Origin of the sequence: Pseudomonas spirodelae, assembly GCF_034653255.1 — a bacterium.
Lineage (GTDB): Bacteria > Pseudomonadota > Gammaproteobacteria > Pseudomonadales > Pseudomonadaceae > Aquipseudomonas > Aquipseudomonas spirodelae.
In genome coordinates this window covers 1-15,933 of the sequence record NZ_JAYEET010000029.1, presented here as the reverse complement: position 1 = coordinate 15,933, position 15,933 = coordinate 1, and the positions used below count along the sequence as shown (strand labels likewise).

The window sequence follows — 15,933 nt, the reverse complement described above, 5'->3', positions numbered from 1 at the left end:
ACGACGCGCAGCAACGGCTCGGAGGGTGGTCGCCAAGGTTTGCAGGCCATAAAAAAACCGCGCAGGGCGCGGGCTTAGTTGTGACTCATCCCGCTTTACGGCAAGCGCTGCAAATCACGCTGCGCCAGCTGGGCGGCAGAGCTGCCTGGGTACTGCGCAATAACCTGCTGCAGAATACCCTTGGCCTTGTCGCTATTGCCTAGGCGTTGCTCGACATCAGCCAGCTTGAACAGTGAGTCCGGCACCTTGGCATGACTTGGGTAAGCCTGACTGACACGCGCAAAGGCCTGACCGGCACCCTGCAGATCGCCCTTCGCCAGGTTCACCTCACCCAGCCAATACTGCGCGTTACCGGCGTACTGACTGTTCGGGTACTTGCGTAGAAACGCGGCAAACGCCTGACTGGCCTTGTCGAAGTCCTTGGCCTTAATCAGGTCAAAGGCCGCTTCGTAGAACAGTTTTTCCTTTGCCGGGTCAGCCGGCTCATTACTGGCCGGAGCCTGCCCCGCTGCTGGCGAGGTCGGCGTACCACTGGCATTGATCGCGCCAGTGGCTGAAGAATTCTGGCTGGCTGCAGCACCTGCTGCACCACCACTCAAACGCTTATCAAGGTCCTGGTAACGCTCCAGGCTTTCTTGTTTAAGGCGCTGAATTTCATTCTGTTGCTCTTCCAATGTACCGCGCAGCTGCGCGATCTCTTGCTGCATCTGCTGCAACTGGTTGAACAGCATGCCCTGCGCCGAGACAGGAGCCGCAGCTCCTGCCCCCGCGTAGGTGCCGGACGCACCGTAACCAGCAGGCGGATAACTGCTGCCGTAACCGGCATTGTTATCCACCACGGGAACCTCAGCCCACGCCGCAAGCGGCAGGCTGAGCGCCAAAACGGTTAAAGCACGGCGGCACGTTCGCATATCGAATTACTTACGCAGTTCGACGCGACGGTTTTGAGCCCACGAGGACTCGTCGTTACCAGTGGCGATGGCGCGCTCTTCACCGTAGGAAACCAGTTCCAGTTGAGCTGGGGAAACGCCCTGCAGTACCAGGTAACGCTGCACAGCCTTGGCGCGACGCTCGCCCAGAGCCATGTTGTATTCACGAGTACCGCGCTCGTCAGCGTGGCCTTCCAGAACTACGCGAGCGCCATTGCCTTGCAGGTCTTTGGCGTGCACGTCCAGAGCGCGCATGGCCTCTGGCTTCAGGTCGGAGCTGTCGTATTCGAAGTAGAAGGTGGTGATAGCGCGCAGAGCTGCTTCTTCGCTCAGGCTGCCATCAACAGCGCCAGTGTTGGCACCGTAACCAGCGTTAGGATCGATAGCGCCTTCACCAGCAGCGTCACCGCCTTTAGAGGAACAACCTACAGCCACGGCGAGAGCCAAACCCAGTGCAGCGAACTTACCAAATTTCAGCATTTCCATCATATAGCTCCTAATGAACCCCAGTGTGTTAAGCAATGTTTCAAACAACAACGGTATAGCGCCGCATCAGTTCAGGTAAGGGGACCAAGAAGGCTCTCGAACTTCGCCTTGAGCGGTAGGAAGAGGGAGCCTCACACGTCCATTGGTGGACGCTAAAACCAAGACTCCCCGGCCCTGCTGGCGGGTGGCGTAGACTACCATGGTGCCGTTGGGCGCAACAGTGGGCGACTCATCCAAACTGGTGTCTGAAAGAATGCGCAAATTGCCGCGCTGCAGGTCTTGTGCAGCCACCTTGAACACGGTGTAACCATCCTGGCGGTGAATCATAACCAGGGTTTTCTCATCAGCAGACAGCTTCGGATTTGCGTTGTAGTTACCAATAAAGGTCACACGCTCAGCCGCACCACTGTTGATGTTGGTTTTGTAGATTTGTGGCTTACCGGAACGATCCGATGTGAAGTACAGCGTCTGGCCATCCTTGCCCCAGAAAGGCTCGGTATCGATAGAGGCTTGGTTGGTTACCCGGCGCAATTGCCGAGTGCCCATATCCATCACATAGATTTCCGGGTTGCCGTCTTTAGACAGTACAAATGCTAGGCGATTGCCATCCGGCGACCACGCCGGCGCGCCATTAAGGCCTTCAAAATTGGTGACCTGCTCACGCCGACCGGTATCAATGTGCTGCACGAAGATCCGCGGACGCTTCTGTTCAAACGACACATAGGCAATCCGCCGACCGTCCGGGGCAAACGACGGCGATAGAATCGGCTCACGCGACTGCAGCAAGGTCACTGCACGCGCGCCGTCATAGTCAGAGCGCTGCAAGGTATAACGGGTGTTGTTGACCGCAAAGCGCTCGGCAGTCACATAAAGCATGCGCGTGGAAAACGCGCCTTTCACACCGGTGAGTTTCTCGTAAGACTGATCAGCAATGTGGTGCGCCATATCACGCAGCTGATCAACACCACCGCCGACACTGCCGGTCATGACTTGCTGCTGAGTGGTCACGTTGAACAACGCAAACTGAATCTGCAGGCGACCGCCGCTTGGCACAATACTGCCCACTAGCACGTACTGCGCACCGAGCGCCTGCCAGTCGCGGTAGATGACTTCGGCCGCCTGAGTCGGCAGGCTGATCATATTTTGCCGCGGGATCGACTCGAACACGCCCGAGTTGCGTAGGTCATTGCCGATAATTTCAGCCATATCCTCGGGCAACACGCTGCCACCCTGCCAGCCAAAAGGCACAACAGCGATGGGTGTAGCACGGTCGGTGCCACTGCTGATCACCAGCGGATCAGCGGCCTGAACGGTGCCAACCACTAGGGTCAGACCGAGCAGAACAATACGCATCAGGGTATTCACAGACCTAAGTCCTCCGGTTTAAAGACAGCGCGACGCTGCCGGTAAAGGCGATCAAAAGTGGCGCGGTCCAGCTGTTGCATTTCAGCGATACGACCGACGTTACGCACCGCTTGCACGGCCGAGTTATCAAAAGGTGAATCGCCACTTGAGCGCGTCACGCTAGCATTGGTAATGGTGCCATCGGGCAACATTTCGATCAGGACTTCTACACTCATGCCATTGCGCGCAGAAGGCGGGCGCCGCCACTGCTGACTCACCAGCATGACAATTAAATCATCCAAACTGCCGGCCACTTCATCACCAACAGTGTCAGCCATAGCCTGCTGACGACCGACATCCTCGGACAGCAACTCGGCCAGTGCGGCAGCCTTTTTGTCTTCTACGGCCTTTCGCTGCGCCGCCTCCGCTGCTTTCTTCTTGGCGTCGTCAGCTGTTTTCTTCTTCGCGGCTTCAGCGGCCGCTTTTTTCTTCGCCTCTTCTGCCGCTTTCTTTTTGGCGTCTTCGGCTGCTTTCTTCTTAGCGTCTTCAGCAGCCTTCTTCTTGGCAGCTTCGTCAGCGGCTTTCTTTTTTGCTACGTCAGCCAGTTTCTTTTGCTCTGCTGCTTTTTTCGCCTCAGCAGACTTCTTCTCGGCGTCGGCTTTTTTAGCGTCTTGGGCTTTCTGAGCCTCTTGCGCCTTCTTTTGTTCCGCTGCCTTGGCCGCTACTTTCTCTTGCTCCGCTTTTTTCTGCTCAAGCTGTTCGGTTTCGTACACAGGTGCAGTGGTCTTTTTCGTCTCACCGGCTATTTTCTGGTTGGTCTGGGTGGTGGCCTGACTCTGCGATTGCAGCTTGTACAAGGTTGCCTGCACCACCGGCTTGGCCGGCGGTAGATCCGGGGCAAAAGCGAAGCTGACAAACAGCATGGCAAACATGATGACGTGCAGCGCCACTGCCCAGACCACAGGCCAAAACAGACTTTCCGAGGACGAACGCTCGCGCTGGTATTGCATCAGGGGGCCTCGGTAATCAGCCCGACGTTACCCACGTCAGCCTGCTGCAAGCCACCCATGGCCGCCATCACCGTGCCGTAATCGACGGTTTTATCGCCACGCACGAACACCTGGACCTGCTTACCCGTGGCACGGCTCTGATTAATGATTGCGGTTACCGCGCGAGTCATCTCTTCCAGCGTCAGCGCTTTGTCCTGCACGGTGTCGACATCGACCTCGGTGCCCATATTCCAGTAGTAGGTTTTATCGGCCTTGATCGAAATAGTCAGCACCTGGGCATTGTTGTCTTGCGGCAAGGCCTCGCTGCTGACTTTCGGCAGGTCAACCTTAACCCCTTGATTGAGCATCGGCGCGGTCACCATAAAGATCACCAGCAGCACCAACATCACATCGATGTAAGGCACCACGTTCATCTCGGCGACGGGCTTGCGTCTGTTGCGAATTCTGGCCATGGCTTGAAAAACCTGTATTGAGAATGCCTAAGGCTTAGTCGTCGCTGGTGTGCACTTTGCGGTGCAAAATCGCCTGGAACTCGTCAGCGAAGGTGTAATAACGGCCGATCAACATTTCGCCGCGCGCAGCAAAACGGTTGTAGGCAATTACTGCTGGGATCGCCGCAAACAAACCAATTGCAGTGGCAATCAGCGCTTCAGCAATACCCGGCGCTACAGTGGCCAGGGTGGCCTGCTGCACTTGGGCCAAGCCGCGGAAGGAGTTCATGATCCCCCACACAGTACCGAACAGGCCGATATACGGGCTGGTCGACCCCACAGTGGCCAAGAACGGCAGACTCTGCTCCAACTTTTCTTCTTCGCGCGAGATCGCTACGCGCATGGCGCGTGCTACGGCATCCATCACCGCATCCGGGTCAACACCCGGCTGCTGACGCAGGCGCGAGAAGTCTTTAAAGCCGGCGCGGAAAATTTGCTCAAGCCCGGAATCCGGGTCCGGATTGCTGCCTGCCTGGCGATAGAGCTTGGACAGGTCGATACCCGACCAGAAGCGCTCTTCAAAACTGTCCAAGGCACGCTTGGCCGCACGCAACAAAGCGGTGCGCTGGAAAATCATGACCCACGAAGTGACCGATGCGGCCACCAGCGTCAGCATTACCAATTGCACCACCAGACTGGCGTTGCTGATCAGACTCCACATAGACATGTGGTCAACGGCGTTGGCTTCCACGCTTACTCTCCTGCTCTAGATGTACCCGCGCCACCCTGCCCGGCAAAGGCCGTATGCAGAGTTGGGGGAATAGCCCGGGGTTTTAAATTGTCGGCGCGCACACAGGCCACCATAAATTGCCCTTCACAGAGCAACACATCATCCGCTGCCCGCCTGACTTGCTGACGAAAACGCAAGCTGGCACGGTTTAACTCAACCACTTCAGCGCTTACCACCAGCTCATCATCGAGCCTGGCTGGCGCGTGATAGCGCGCTTCAGCCGAGTGCACAACAAACAACAGGCCCTCCTCGGCCAGCGTCGACTGGAGAAAACCCAGATCACGCAGGCGTTCGGTACGAGCCCGTTCCATAAATTTGAGGTAATTGACGTAGTAGACGATGCCGCCTGCGTCGGTGTCTTCGAAATAAACCCGACAACGAAAAGTGGACGGCTGAACTCCGTTTTGCGCGCGCATACTCTAGTCTTAGCTCCCGGTCTTGCCAATTGGGTACAGCAAGTATTTTTTCTTATTCCAGCGCACCGTCAGCCTGCTGCTCCACGGGCAGTTCGCCCATGCGTTTGGGTACATTCAGGCCAAAATGCAGGTAAGCATGCCGGGTTACCACACGTCCACGCGGGGTGCGCATGATGTAGCCCTGCTGGATGAGATAAGGTTCCAGCACATCTTCAATGGTATGCCGCTCTTCGCTGATGGCTGCCGCCAGGTTGTCGACTCCCACCGGGCCACCGTCGAACTTCTCAATCATGGTCAGCAGCAAGCGCCGATCCTGATGATCGAACCCCCGCTCATCGACATCCAGCAAGTTCAGCGCAAGATCAGCAATCGACCGGGTGATATCGCCCTGGCCGCGCACTTCAGCAAAGTCACGCACCCGGCGCAGCAAGCGGTTGGCAATACGCGGCGTACCGCGTGCCCGGCGCGCAATCTCGAATGCACCCTGCGGCTCAATCGGCAAACCCAGAATTCCCGCCGAACGCATGATGATGGTGGTCAGGTCTTCGGTGTTATAGAACTCCAAGCGCTGGACGATACCGAAACGATCACGCAGCGGATTGGTCAGCATGCCAGCGCGGGTGGTGGCACCGACCAAGGTAAAGGGCGGCAGATCGAGCTTGATCGAACGCGCTGCAGGGCCCTCACCAATCATGATGTCGAGCTGGAAGTCCTCCATCGCCGGGTACAGTACTTCTTCAACAATCGGCGAAAGACGATGAATCTCATCGATAAACAGCACATCGCCCGGCTCAAGATTGGTCAGCAACGCGGCCAGATCGCCCGGCCGCTCCAGCACTGGGCCGGACGTGCTTTTGATGGAGACGTTCATTTCCTGAGCGATGATATTGGCCAGGGTCGTTTTGCCTAGGCCAGGCGGGCCGAAAATCAGGGTGTGATCGAGCGCTTCACTGCGCCCACGGGCAGCCTGGATAAACAGCTCCATCTGCTCACGCACGCTTGGCTGACCAATGTACTCAGCCAGCTTAAGCGGGCGAATAGCGCGGTCGACCTGTTCGTCACGGTCGCGGGGGGTGGCGGTAATCAGACGATCAGCTTCTAGCACTAGACCATTCCCTTAAGGGCTCGACGAATCATATCTTCACTGCTCAAACCTTCTTCCTTAATAGCTGAGACGGCGCGACTGGCTTCCTGGGGTTTGTAGCCGAGCGAAATAAGTGCGCTGACGGCATCATTCTCCGCGCTTGAGACTGCGCTGCCGGCGCGAGGTTCCACCACCAAGTTCGACATGCCGGGAACGGTCTCCCAAGCCTTGAAGCGGTCCTTCAACTCAACCAACAAACGCTCCGCGGTTTTTTTGCCGACCCCTGGGATTTTCACCAACACCGAGGTGTCTTGCGCCTGCACACAACGCACCAGCTCATCGACCTCAAGCCCCGACATCAAGGCCAGTGCCAGCTTCGGGCCGACGCCATTCAGGCGGATGAGCTCACGAAACAACTCGCGCTCACGCTTCTCAAAAAAACCATAGAGCAGATGCGCGTCTTCACGCACCACCAAATGGATGTGCAGCGTCAGCGGCTCGCCCACCGAGGGCAAACGGTACAGGGTGGTCATGGGGACTTCCAACTCATAACCCAAACCATTTATGTCAACAATCACATGAGGCGGCTGCTTTTCCGCCAGGGTGCCGCGCAAACGTCCGATCACCGCTGCTTTCCTTAAAAATTACGTTACAAACGAAGGCGACCGGCGCGACGCTTGGCGCCGACCAGGCCGTGAGGAATTAGACTTTGTCGATGATGGGCATGGCACAAGGCAATTGCCAGGGCATCAGAGGCATCAATCTGTGGCTTCTGCACCAATTTGAGTAAGTGCATGACCATCAATTGCACTTGCTCCTTGTCCGCCCCGCCGGTGCCGGCAATCGCCTGCTTGACCTGAGTAGCGGTGTATTCGGCGATATCCAGCCCCGCTTCAATCCCTGCGACGATGGCCACGCCACGCGCCTGACCGAGCTTAAGCGCGGAGTCCGGGTTGCGCGCCATAAACACCTGCTCGATGCCCATGGTGACCGGCCCGTAGGTTTCAATCACCTCGCGCACGCCGCGAAACACCACCTGCAGACGCTCCGGCATGGAGCCATTGCCCGTACGAATACAGCCCGAGGCGACATATTCGCAATTACGCCCGTTATCGCGCACCACGCCGTAGCCGGTAATGCGCGAACCCGGGTCGATGCCGAGAATCAAGGTCATGCCTAGCGCTCACTCAAGGTACCCGCCAACTCAGCCGGCACACTGTCTATTTATCCAGTTCGCGAGTATAGAGCTCGGCCAGGCTTGCGTCACCCAGCCAGCCCCCATAAAAAAACCGGAAGCGCTGGGTTATTCACCCAATCCCTTCCGGTTTCGCTAAAGCCATGGACGATCAGCCAAGCTGCTCCATCAGCTCATCAGGAATCTCGGCGTTGTGGTAAACCTCCTGCACATCGTCGAGGTCTTCCAGCATATCGATCAGCTTGATGACCTTCTGCGCAGTATCCAGGTCGGTAATCGGCGCGCTAATCGAAGGGATCATGGCAATTTCAGCGTCCTCAGGCTTAAAGCCTGCAGCACTGAGCGCCTCGTTAACGGCATGAAAATCAGCAAAACTGGTGGAGACCAGCGCCGAACCATCTTCACCCATCTCCACGTCATCGGCACCAGCCTCCAGGGCCGCTTCCATCAGCGCATCTTCGTCGACACCCGGTGCGAAGCTGAGCTGGCCTTTGCGGTCGAACATATAGGCCACCGAGCCATCGGTACCGAGGTTGCCGCCACACTTAGTGAAGGCATGGCGTACTTCCGCAGCCGTACGGTTACGGTTGTCGGTCATGGCCTCAACGATAATCGCCACACCACCCACGGCGTAGCCTTCATAGCTCAGCTCAGCAACGTTGTCGGCGTCATTGTTACCGGCGCCACGCGCAATCGCCCGATCGATGACATCACGCGACATGTTGGCGGTCAGCGCCTTGTCCACCGCCAGACGCAGACGTGGGTTATCCGCCGGCACTGGTCCGCCGTGCTTGGCCGCAACGGTCAGCTCACGAATGATTTTGGTGAAAATCTTGCCGCGCTTGGCATCCTGACGCCCTTTGCGGTGCTTGATGTTGGCCCACTTGGAATGACCAGCCATAACTCACTCCGTTTGCTTCAGATTCAATATCGAGTGCAGCCGCTGAAGCAGTTCAGCCGCTGCGCCCAGCCATAAAGAAGAAGCCTGGAAAACCAGGCTTCTTGTGATGCTTTATTCCGCTTTCGGCTGTTCGCGCAGACGAATGTGCAACTCGCGCAACGACTTGTTATCCACCTCACCCGGCGCCTGCGTCATGACACAGGCCGCGCTTTGGGTTTTCGGGAAGGCAATCACTTCGCGAATCGACTGCGCACCGGTCATCAGCATCACCAGGCGATCCAGACCGAAGGCCAAACCACCGTGAGGCGGCGCACCGAACTTCAGGGCATCGAGGAGGAAGCCGAACTTCTCCTGCTGCTCGTCTTCGCTGATGCCCAGCACGCGGAACACCGTCTGTTGCATCGACTTATCGTGGATACGAATCGAACCGCCACCCAGCTCAGTGCCGTTAAGCACCATGTCATAGGCGCGCGACAGTGAGGCCGCCGGATTAGCTTCCAGCTCCGCCGGGGTGCATTTCGGTGCAGTGAACGGGTGATGCATGGCAGTCAGGCTACCGTCGTCGTTCTCTTCGAACATCGGGAAGTCAACAACCCACAGCGGTGCCCACTCGCAAGTCAGCAGGTTGAGGTCGTGACCCAGCTTGATACGCAGCGCGCCCAATGCCTCGGAAACGATCTTGGCCTTATCAGCGCCGAAGAACACGATGTCGCCGTCGACCGCACCGACGCGATCAAGGATCACATTGATGTTGTCCAGCGGGATGTTCTTAACGATCGGCGACTGCAGACCTTCAACGCCAGCAGCGCGTTCGTTGACCTTGATGTAGGCCAGGCCTTTGGCACCGTAGATGCCGACGAACTTGGTGTAATCGTCGATCTGCTTGCGCGGCATGCTCGCCCCGCCTGGTACGCGCAAAGCGGTAACGCGGCACTTCGCATCGTTAGCTGGGCCGGCGAAGACTTTGAAGTCGACATCCTTGAGCTGATAGGCAACGTCCACCAGCTCCAGCGGGTTACGCAGGTCCGGCTTGTCCGAACCATAACGGCGCATGGCTTCGGCCAGGGTCATGTGCGGCAACTCGCCGAATTCAACATCCAGCACTTCTTTAAACAGCTGGCGAATCATCTTCTCGGTGATGGCCATGATGTCCGCTTCATCGAGGAAGCTGGTTTCGATGTCGATCTGAGTGAACTCAGGCTGACGGTCGGCACGCAGGTCTTCGTCACGGAAGCACTTGGCAATCTGGTAGTAGCGGTCGAAGCCCGCGACCATCAGCAATTGCTTGAACAGCTGCGGCGACTGCGGCAGTGCGAAGAAGCTGCCAGCGTGGGTGCGGCTTGGCACCAGATAATCGCGCGCGCCTTCTGGCGTGGCGCGGGTAAGAATCGGCGTTTCCACATCGAGGAAGCCGTTGTCGTCGAGGTAGCGACGAATGCTGCTGGTGATGCTCGAGCGCAGCTTCAACTTGGCCGCCATTTCTGGGCGACGCAGGTCGATAAAGCGGTAACGCAGGCGCGTTTCTTCGCCGACATCGGTGTATTCGTTAAGTGGGAACGGCGGAGTTTCCGCTTCGTTCAGCACTTCCAACTCATAACCCAGCACTTCAATCGCGCCGGAGGCCATGTTGGCATTACCCGCACCCGCCGGACGCAAGCGCACCTTGCCGGTGATTTTCACCACATATTCGCTGCGCACTTTGTCAGCCGCTGCAAAGGTTTCGGCACGATCCGGGTCGAACACCACCTGAGCCAGACCTTCACGGTCACGAATGTCGAGGAAAATCACCCCGCCATGGTCACGGCGGCGATGTACCCAACCGCAAAGGGTGATTTCCTGGCCGTCCAGGCTCTCGTTCAGTTGGCCGCAATAATGGCTGCGCATCATGGTGGTAATCGCTTCTCTGAGTCTTGAATTCGTTGGGCCGCAATCAATGCGACGCTCGTTGGCCGGCTGGCGCATGCGCCTTTTCCCGCAATTGCGCTGATTTCATGGGCGGTAACTGACCGGCGACGCATACGCAATCGCCCGCAAGGCCCCACAAAACACGGCAAAGGGCGGGATTATATATGGTTAAGCCGTCACGTGCAGCCGCCGCCCTAAGCGCTATTGCCAGCCCTTCCTATACTCAGGCATGCAGCTTTCAGACTATCGGTGAGTGGAGACGCCTATGAGCAGGCCAGACTTGGCTGAATTATCCAGCGATTTGCTCGATGACTTTCGCCTGGAGTCCAGCGAACAATTCCAACGCTGCGAGCAATTACTGATCGAGCTTGAGCATGCACCCACTGACAACGAGCGTCTGCGTGAGTTGTTTCGCTTGATCCATACAGTCAAAGGCAATCTGGGCTGCGTCGGACTAGATGCGCTGATGAGCGTTCCACAAGCTATGGAGGATGTACTGTCTTGCTTGCGCGAGGGCGAGCTAAGTTTTGACAGCTTACTGGGCGACATTCTCTTGCTAACCCTCGACCATCTCAAAGCGCTTATCCATTACGCATTCGGCGGCCCCGAGGCACAACTTAGCGACAACCAGAGCCAGGCCCTTGCTCAGGCACTCAGCCATCTTGCGCACATACCTGCAGAGCAACAAACCGGCATCCGTAGCGCACTGCTACAGCAACTCGACCCCAGCTCTGAAGCCGCCACTCTCCACACGACTGAACAACCTGCGGTTGCAGAACTACTGAAGCGCTACGGCATCGAGCTTGATGCTGACCTGCTGTTCTTTGTCGATTTGATGCACGCCAGCGAACGTCGCTCGCACTACTGGCAAGGCCGCGGGCTACGCCAGCTCGATCTGGCACTGGCCATCAACCAACTGGGCGGCACCCCAGAACAGCCCGCGCAATTGGCCGCAGCCATCTGCCTGCACGACGTGGGCATGGCCTTCTTGCCGCTGGACATGCTGCACAAAGAGGCCAATTTCACCCATGAAGAACGTCGTCGAATGCAATCGCATCCGCGCATCGCCCATGACCTACTCAAGCGCATGCCACGCTGGCACTCGGCCGCGGAAATTGTCTTGCAGCACCAGGAGCGTGCGGACGGCAGTGGCTACCCCAAAGGCCTGAAAGAAATCGAAACCAGCCCTGGCGCTCTCATTATTAGCATCGTCGACACCTTCGACGCGCGCACTCACGAGCGCGCCCACCAAACACTGAACAAGCGCCCACTGCTGCGCGCCATTCTCGAAATCAACAACCTTGCAGGGACTCAGTTCAGTGCTCACTGGGTTGAGCTTTTCAATCAAACACTTCAGCAGCATCCAGAACTGGCGCATCGCCAGACCAGCGAAACCGCCCCAACCGCTGAGCACATAACGCGCCGCTAGAAAATTGAACCCCGGCTCGGCAATATCATCCAAACAGCACTTCTATTGATATAAAGCAGGATAAAGCCCAACAGCCGTCATGTTAGGCTTTGCCCATCAAAGAACAGCCCAGCCCCGCATAAGAGGATAAATGGTATGGAAATCAATATTGGTATTGCCGAACATGATCGCGCCGCCATCGCTGAGGGCTTGTCGCGCTTACTCGCCGATACGTACACGCTGTACCTGAAAACCCATAACTTCCATTGGAACGTAACCGGCCCAATGTTCAACACCCTGCATTTGATGTTTGAAGGCCAATACACCGAGCTCGCACTGGCCGTGGACGATATTGCAGAGCGCATTCGCACCTTGGGCTTCCCAGCACCGGGCACCTATGCAGCCTACGCTCGCCTCTCCTCTATTAAAGAAGAAGAAGGCGTTCCAGATGCACAAGACATGATCAAACTACTGGTTCAAGGCCATGAAGCCGTTGTACGCACAGCCCGCGGCATCTTTCCGCTGCTGGACAAAGTCAGCGACGAACCTACCGCTGACCTGCTGACCCAGCGCATGCAAGTCCATGAAAAAACCGCCTGGATGCTGCGCAGCCTGCTAGCCGCTTAACAAACCGAAAACTTGCCTGGCGTAAGCCAGAAACAATAAACCTCGGGAGCACTTCTCGAGGTTTATTGTTTTCTAAGTAGCGAGCTCTGCAAATTTAGCTGCCAGCCTTGGACTCCCAACGCAACCAAGCCCGCATCCACAGGCCTTTTGCTGGGCAATGAACAACAGCTGATCTATGCTTTGGCCAATTGGACCCCTGACACAGTGATGTGCATGAACGCTCCCAAAAAAGCACCCGGGATATTAGAGCTTTATCCCGAAGAAACGCGCGACGCTGCCGCGCTTCTAAAAAAATCAGTCCCCCTGATGATGCGCCATGGCATTCCACCGAACCCGGTGCACTACGCCCTCTGGTACACCTACAGCAAAGGACTTGAGCCGGAACTTAATCGCCGCCTGGATAAGACCGTCGCAGACTTTGACAGCTTTCCTCCGGAAACCGCAGTCAAGCTGTTTCGTGACTACATCATCCATGGCGAACTCGAAGAAGCGCGCGCTGGGCAACAACAAGTCATCGAACTGGTCGACGACATAGAAGGCGATGTTTCACTCAGCATCACCGGCAGCAGTAACTATCAAGTCAGCCTGAAGCTCGGCCTCGCCGCCCTACAAGAACCGATCATCGACGACCTGCCTAGCGTCTTGAACGAGCTGCAAGAAAGCACTCAGCTGATGCAGAATCAGCAAACCCAATTTCTATATCGACTGAATGCTGCCCAGCAGGAAATCAAGACCCTGCGCGGTCAACTCGAACGCGCCCACATTGCCGCAACACTGGATAACCTGACACAAGTATTCAACCGCAACGCCTTCAGCCGACTGCTTGAACAAGCCCTAAGCACGGAGCACGAAGGAGTTGCCCTGGTGATGCTGGATATCGACTATTTCAAACAGTTCAACGACCAATACGGGCACCCCCTGGGTGATCGCGTACTGCAGCATGTTGGTCAACTACTACGCGACGCCCTCCCTGCGCGCGCCATTGCCGCCCGCTATGGCGGTGAGGAGTTCTGCATCATCTTGCGTGACTGCTTCGACAGTTCTACTGCTCACGCTCTTGCCGAGCAGTTGCGCCTGAAAATCCAGTCACTGCGCATCAAGGTGCGCCGTACCGACGAAGTACTCGACAGCATCACAGCCTCCTTTGGTTTCGCCCTTGCCGAACAAGGCGACACCCTGGAAACACTTCTCACGCGCGCCGATGATGCGCTTTATCAAGCCAAGCGTAATGGCCGCAATCAGGTAAACCCCAACCCAAGCGATACTGCACTCAGAGCCTGATTGAGAACCCCGCCTCTTTACTGTTAAATACGCCCCGTGCCGCTGAATCGCAGCCATGGTTCAGCACGCAGGCACATCGGCTGGTACCACGCGCTTCTACTCCTCCCTTGCAACGCCAAATACGCGCAGCCAGCCGTCCGTTGACCTTTAAATTGAGCGAGCTAATCGAACATGTTAAAAATTGTCCATCTCCTGACGGGCGCTATCGCCCTGCTACTTTCTTTTGCTCCAGCCTTCAGCGACACACCACAGTCACTTTTAAACCACCCCGACGCCCTGTGCCTCGCACTGTTCGGCCTGCTTAACCTTCTACTTGCTCCGCAACTGCCGATTTGGCATGCCGGCCTGCGCCATCAAGCGCAGAGCCTGGTTTCAGCCCTACTGGTAATTGGCAGCCTGCTACAAGCCTTGATCCTGCTAGCCCCTCTAGCAGAAATTGCCAACCAGCCTGCAAGCCTGTTTAGCCTGATCATCATTGCCGCCGCCGTAGCCCTGCACCTGGCAACCAACCTGCGCCTCAAGTCACGTAACACTTCGAGCTCGCACGACTTGGGCGACCGCGAAACGGGCACCGTGAAGTGGTTCAACACCTCGAAGGGTTTCGGTTTTATCTCCCGCGACTCGGGTGACGATATTTTTGTGCACTTTCGCGCTATTCGCGGTGAAGGCCACCGCGTATTAGTAGAAGGCCAGCGGGTCGAATTCGCCGTCATGCACCGCGACAAAGGCCTGCAAGCCGAAGACGTGATCGCCGCACTGCCTGCAAGACGCTAACCCAAAAACGCAAAAGGCCCGCACATGCGGGCCTTTTGCGTTTTAGAGACTCAATAATGCGGCGGCGGCGCCTCATCCTCGGCCATGCCGAATTGCGAACCCACCTCCTCCTGCCGCTTGATCAATGCAGCCACCTGCAACTGCAACCGCTCAAGCAATCGCTGTTGCGTCACCAGCGCATCGTTGAGCGCCTGAATCGTGTCATCTTGAAAGGCCAGGCGACTTTGTAAATCGTTGATGCGCTCTTCTACGTCCACCAATCAGCCCTCAGCAAAACAAAAACCTTCAGTCAAAATCAGCCGCAACCGGGCCTTCAGCGCCACTAACTGCTCAGCACTATAAGGCTGTGCTGGATACTTACCCCATACAGGCGCGGGCCAAGCAACGTCATTGCGGCGACGCACGATGACATGCATATGCAGCTGACTGACCACATTCCCCAGTGTAGCGACATTCATCTTATCCGCTGCAAAACAGTCTTTAAGCACTTCAGCCAAGCTGTTCGTTTCCTGCCAGAGCTGCAGCTGATCCACCGCATCCAACTGGAACAACTCACTCACAGCCTCACGACGCGGCACCAAGATAAACCACGGGTACTGCACATCATTCATCAGCAGCAAACTGCATAACGGGTAGTCACCCAATAAAAGCGTGTCCTGCTGCAAACGCGAATCCAAAACAAACATCACTATTACCCCTAAAAACCCACCCACAGTGTTTTGACAATACTCGGACAGACCGAGCAACAGCACTCAGCCGCGACACCTGACACGCGCCAGCCAGCAGACCACTAACCCAGCTGTAGAGCGCCAATATCCGCATTGCAGAATACGCCGAAGCAGTGCTTCCAGCATCCACGGTGCAGACGCCACAAGTCTCGCACCATTAGAAAGCACTCAATAGAACCATCCCACACCCGCGCACCAAAACTGTTCCCTTCGGTAATCCCAGCACAGCAGCCATATGCCAAACAGCCACGCCCCTACTGCAACCCCATGAAAACCTGAGGAAATGCAATCATCAAAAAAACCTTCAGCTGACTATGAAAATAGAAATAACGCCTGAAAACCCACAAAAAACCAACACAACCTACCGAGAAAACTGCCCCTGCAAGTGCGGATTCCACGCTGACTCGGACACCCATTCCACGCACATCCGGACAGTGATTCCACGCTGATCCGGACACTCACTCCACGAGCATCCGGACACCGATTCCACGGCCATCCGGACACTTTTCAGGCAGGCAGCTACGCAGGATTTATTCACTACCATCGACCTCTTTTTCGAAGCGAAGAGGTCGTCGTGGAGCGTTTATCCATGCGTAAAATCCGAGAGGTGTTGCGCCTCAAGTT

18 protein-coding genes and 1 pseudogene are annotated in these 15,933 nt (G+C 56.7%); 5 read left to right on the top strand and 14 right to left on the bottom strand.

Features of this window, described 5'->3' with window-relative positions; all coding sequences use genetic code 11:
* Positions 1–95: 95 nt before the first annotated feature.
* The 12 genes from ybgF to aspS all read right to left on the bottom strand — a co-directional run bounded on the left by ybgF (position 96) and on the right by aspS (position 10,473).
* Positions 96–911, bottom strand: a complete 816-nt coding sequence (ybgF, locus tag SOP97_RS09260) for a tol-pal system protein YbgF (protein ID WP_322949024.1) — start codon at positions 909–911, stop codon at positions 96–98.
* Between the two features lie 6 nt (positions 912–917).
* Positions 918–1,415 (bottom strand): peptidoglycan-associated lipoprotein Pal, encoded by a 498-nt coding sequence (pal, locus tag SOP97_RS09255; protein WP_090237783.1) that lies wholly within the window; start codon positions 1,413–1,415, stop codon positions 918–920.
* A 66-nt stretch (positions 1,416–1,481) separates the two neighbouring features.
* Positions 1,482–2,780, bottom strand: a complete 1,299-nt coding sequence (tolB, locus tag SOP97_RS09250) for a Tol-Pal system beta propeller repeat protein TolB (protein ID WP_322949023.1) — start codon at positions 2,778–2,780, stop codon at positions 1,482–1,484.
* Complete coding sequence (gene tolA / locus SOP97_RS09245; protein ID WP_322949022.1) at positions 2,777–3,769, bottom strand: cell envelope integrity protein TolA; 993 nt, start codon at positions 3,767–3,769, stop codon at positions 2,777–2,779. Before tolA ends, tolB begins: the two co-directional genes overlap by 4 nt.
* Positions 3,769–4,221, bottom strand: coding sequence for a protein TolR (tolR, locus tag SOP97_RS09240; protein ID WP_274089313.1), 453 nt, complete (start codon positions 4,219–4,221; stop codon positions 3,769–3,771). Before tolR ends, tolA begins: the two co-directional genes overlap by 1 nt.
* 34 nt (positions 4,222–4,255) lie before the next feature.
* Positions 4,256–4,951 carry a protein TolQ gene (gene tolQ / locus SOP97_RS09235; protein WP_274089314.1) on the bottom strand — a complete coding sequence of 232 codons (696 nt, stop codon included), beginning with the start codon at positions 4,949–4,951 and terminating at the stop codon, positions 4,256–4,258.
* Positions 4,952–4,953: 2 nt separating this feature from the next.
* The gene (gene ybgC / locus SOP97_RS09230; RefSeq protein ID WP_322949021.1) at positions 4,954–5,406 is read right to left on the bottom strand and encodes a tol-pal system-associated acyl-CoA thioesterase; all 453 of its coding nucleotides are present in this window, start codon (positions 5,404–5,406) and stop codon (positions 4,954–4,956) included.
* 52 nt (positions 5,407–5,458) lie between these two features.
* Complete coding sequence (gene ruvB / locus SOP97_RS09225) at positions 5,459–6,511, bottom strand: Holliday junction branch migration DNA helicase RuvB (protein ID WP_274089316.1); 1,053 nt, start codon at positions 6,509–6,511, stop codon at positions 5,459–5,461.
* A complete protein-coding gene (gene ruvA / locus SOP97_RS09220) occupies positions 6,511–7,116 on the bottom strand; it encodes a Holliday junction branch migration protein RuvA (protein ID WP_322949020.1) in 606 nt (201 codons plus the stop codon). Before ruvA ends, ruvB begins: the two co-directional genes overlap by 1 nt.
* A 23-nt stretch (positions 7,117–7,139) precedes the next feature.
* Complete coding sequence (gene ruvC / locus SOP97_RS09215) at positions 7,140–7,664, bottom strand: crossover junction endodeoxyribonuclease RuvC (protein WP_322949019.1); 525 nt, start codon at positions 7,662–7,664, stop codon at positions 7,140–7,142.
* 172 nt (positions 7,665–7,836) lie between these two features.
* Positions 7,837–8,586, bottom strand: a complete 750-nt coding sequence (locus tag SOP97_RS09210; protein ID WP_322949018.1) for a YebC/PmpR family DNA-binding transcriptional regulator — start codon at positions 8,584–8,586, stop codon at positions 7,837–7,839.
* Positions 8,587–8,697: 111 nt separating this feature from the next.
* A complete protein-coding gene (gene aspS / locus SOP97_RS09205; protein WP_322949017.1) occupies positions 8,698–10,473 on the bottom strand; it encodes an aspartate--tRNA ligase in 1,776 nt (591 codons plus the stop codon).
* 283 nt (positions 10,474–10,756) lie between these two features.
* Between aspS and SOP97_RS09200 the strand changes: the two genes are divergently transcribed.
* From SOP97_RS09200 to SOP97_RS20380, 5 genes and pseudogenes are all read left to right on the top strand, one after another.
* Positions 10,757–11,920 carry an HD domain-containing phosphohydrolase gene (locus SOP97_RS09200; RefSeq protein ID WP_322949015.1) on the top strand — a complete coding sequence of 388 codons (1,164 nt, stop codon included), beginning with the start codon at positions 10,757–10,759 and terminating at the stop codon, positions 11,918–11,920.
* Positions 11,921–12,055: 135 nt separating this feature from the next.
* Positions 12,056–12,526 (top strand): Dps family protein, encoded by a 471-nt coding sequence (locus SOP97_RS09195; protein WP_322949014.1) that lies wholly within the window; start codon positions 12,056–12,058, stop codon positions 12,524–12,526.
* Between the two features lie 213 nt (positions 12,527–12,739).
* The gene (locus SOP97_RS09190; protein ID WP_322949013.1) at positions 12,740–13,807 is read left to right on the top strand and encodes a GGDEF domain-containing protein; all 1,068 of its coding nucleotides are present in this window, start codon (positions 12,740–12,742) and stop codon (positions 13,805–13,807) included.
* A gap of 171 nt (positions 13,808–13,978) precedes the next feature.
* Positions 13,979–14,299: pseudogene (locus SOP97_RS20385) on the top strand (cold shock domain-containing protein membrane protein); the annotation flags it as partial.
* 57 nt (positions 14,300–14,356) lie between these two features.
* A complete protein-coding gene (locus SOP97_RS20380) occupies positions 14,357–14,581 on the top strand; it encodes a cold shock domain-containing protein (RefSeq protein WP_244153932.1) in 225 nt (74 codons plus the stop codon).
* 50 nt (positions 14,582–14,631) lie between these two features.
* On the opposite strand, the gene SOP97_RS09180 is transcribed toward SOP97_RS20380, so the two are convergent.
* Both SOP97_RS09180 and SOP97_RS09175 read right to left on the bottom strand, forming a co-directional pair.
* Positions 14,632–14,838, bottom strand: coding sequence for a SlyX family protein (locus SOP97_RS09180; protein ID WP_322949011.1), 207 nt, complete (start codon positions 14,836–14,838; stop codon positions 14,632–14,634).
* Between the two features lie 3 nt (positions 14,839–14,841).
* On the bottom strand, positions 14,842–15,267 hold the full coding sequence (locus SOP97_RS09175) for an HIT family protein (protein WP_322949033.1): 426 nt from the start codon (positions 15,265–15,267) through the stop codon (positions 14,842–14,844).
* Positions 15,268–15,933 lie beyond the last annotated feature (666 nt).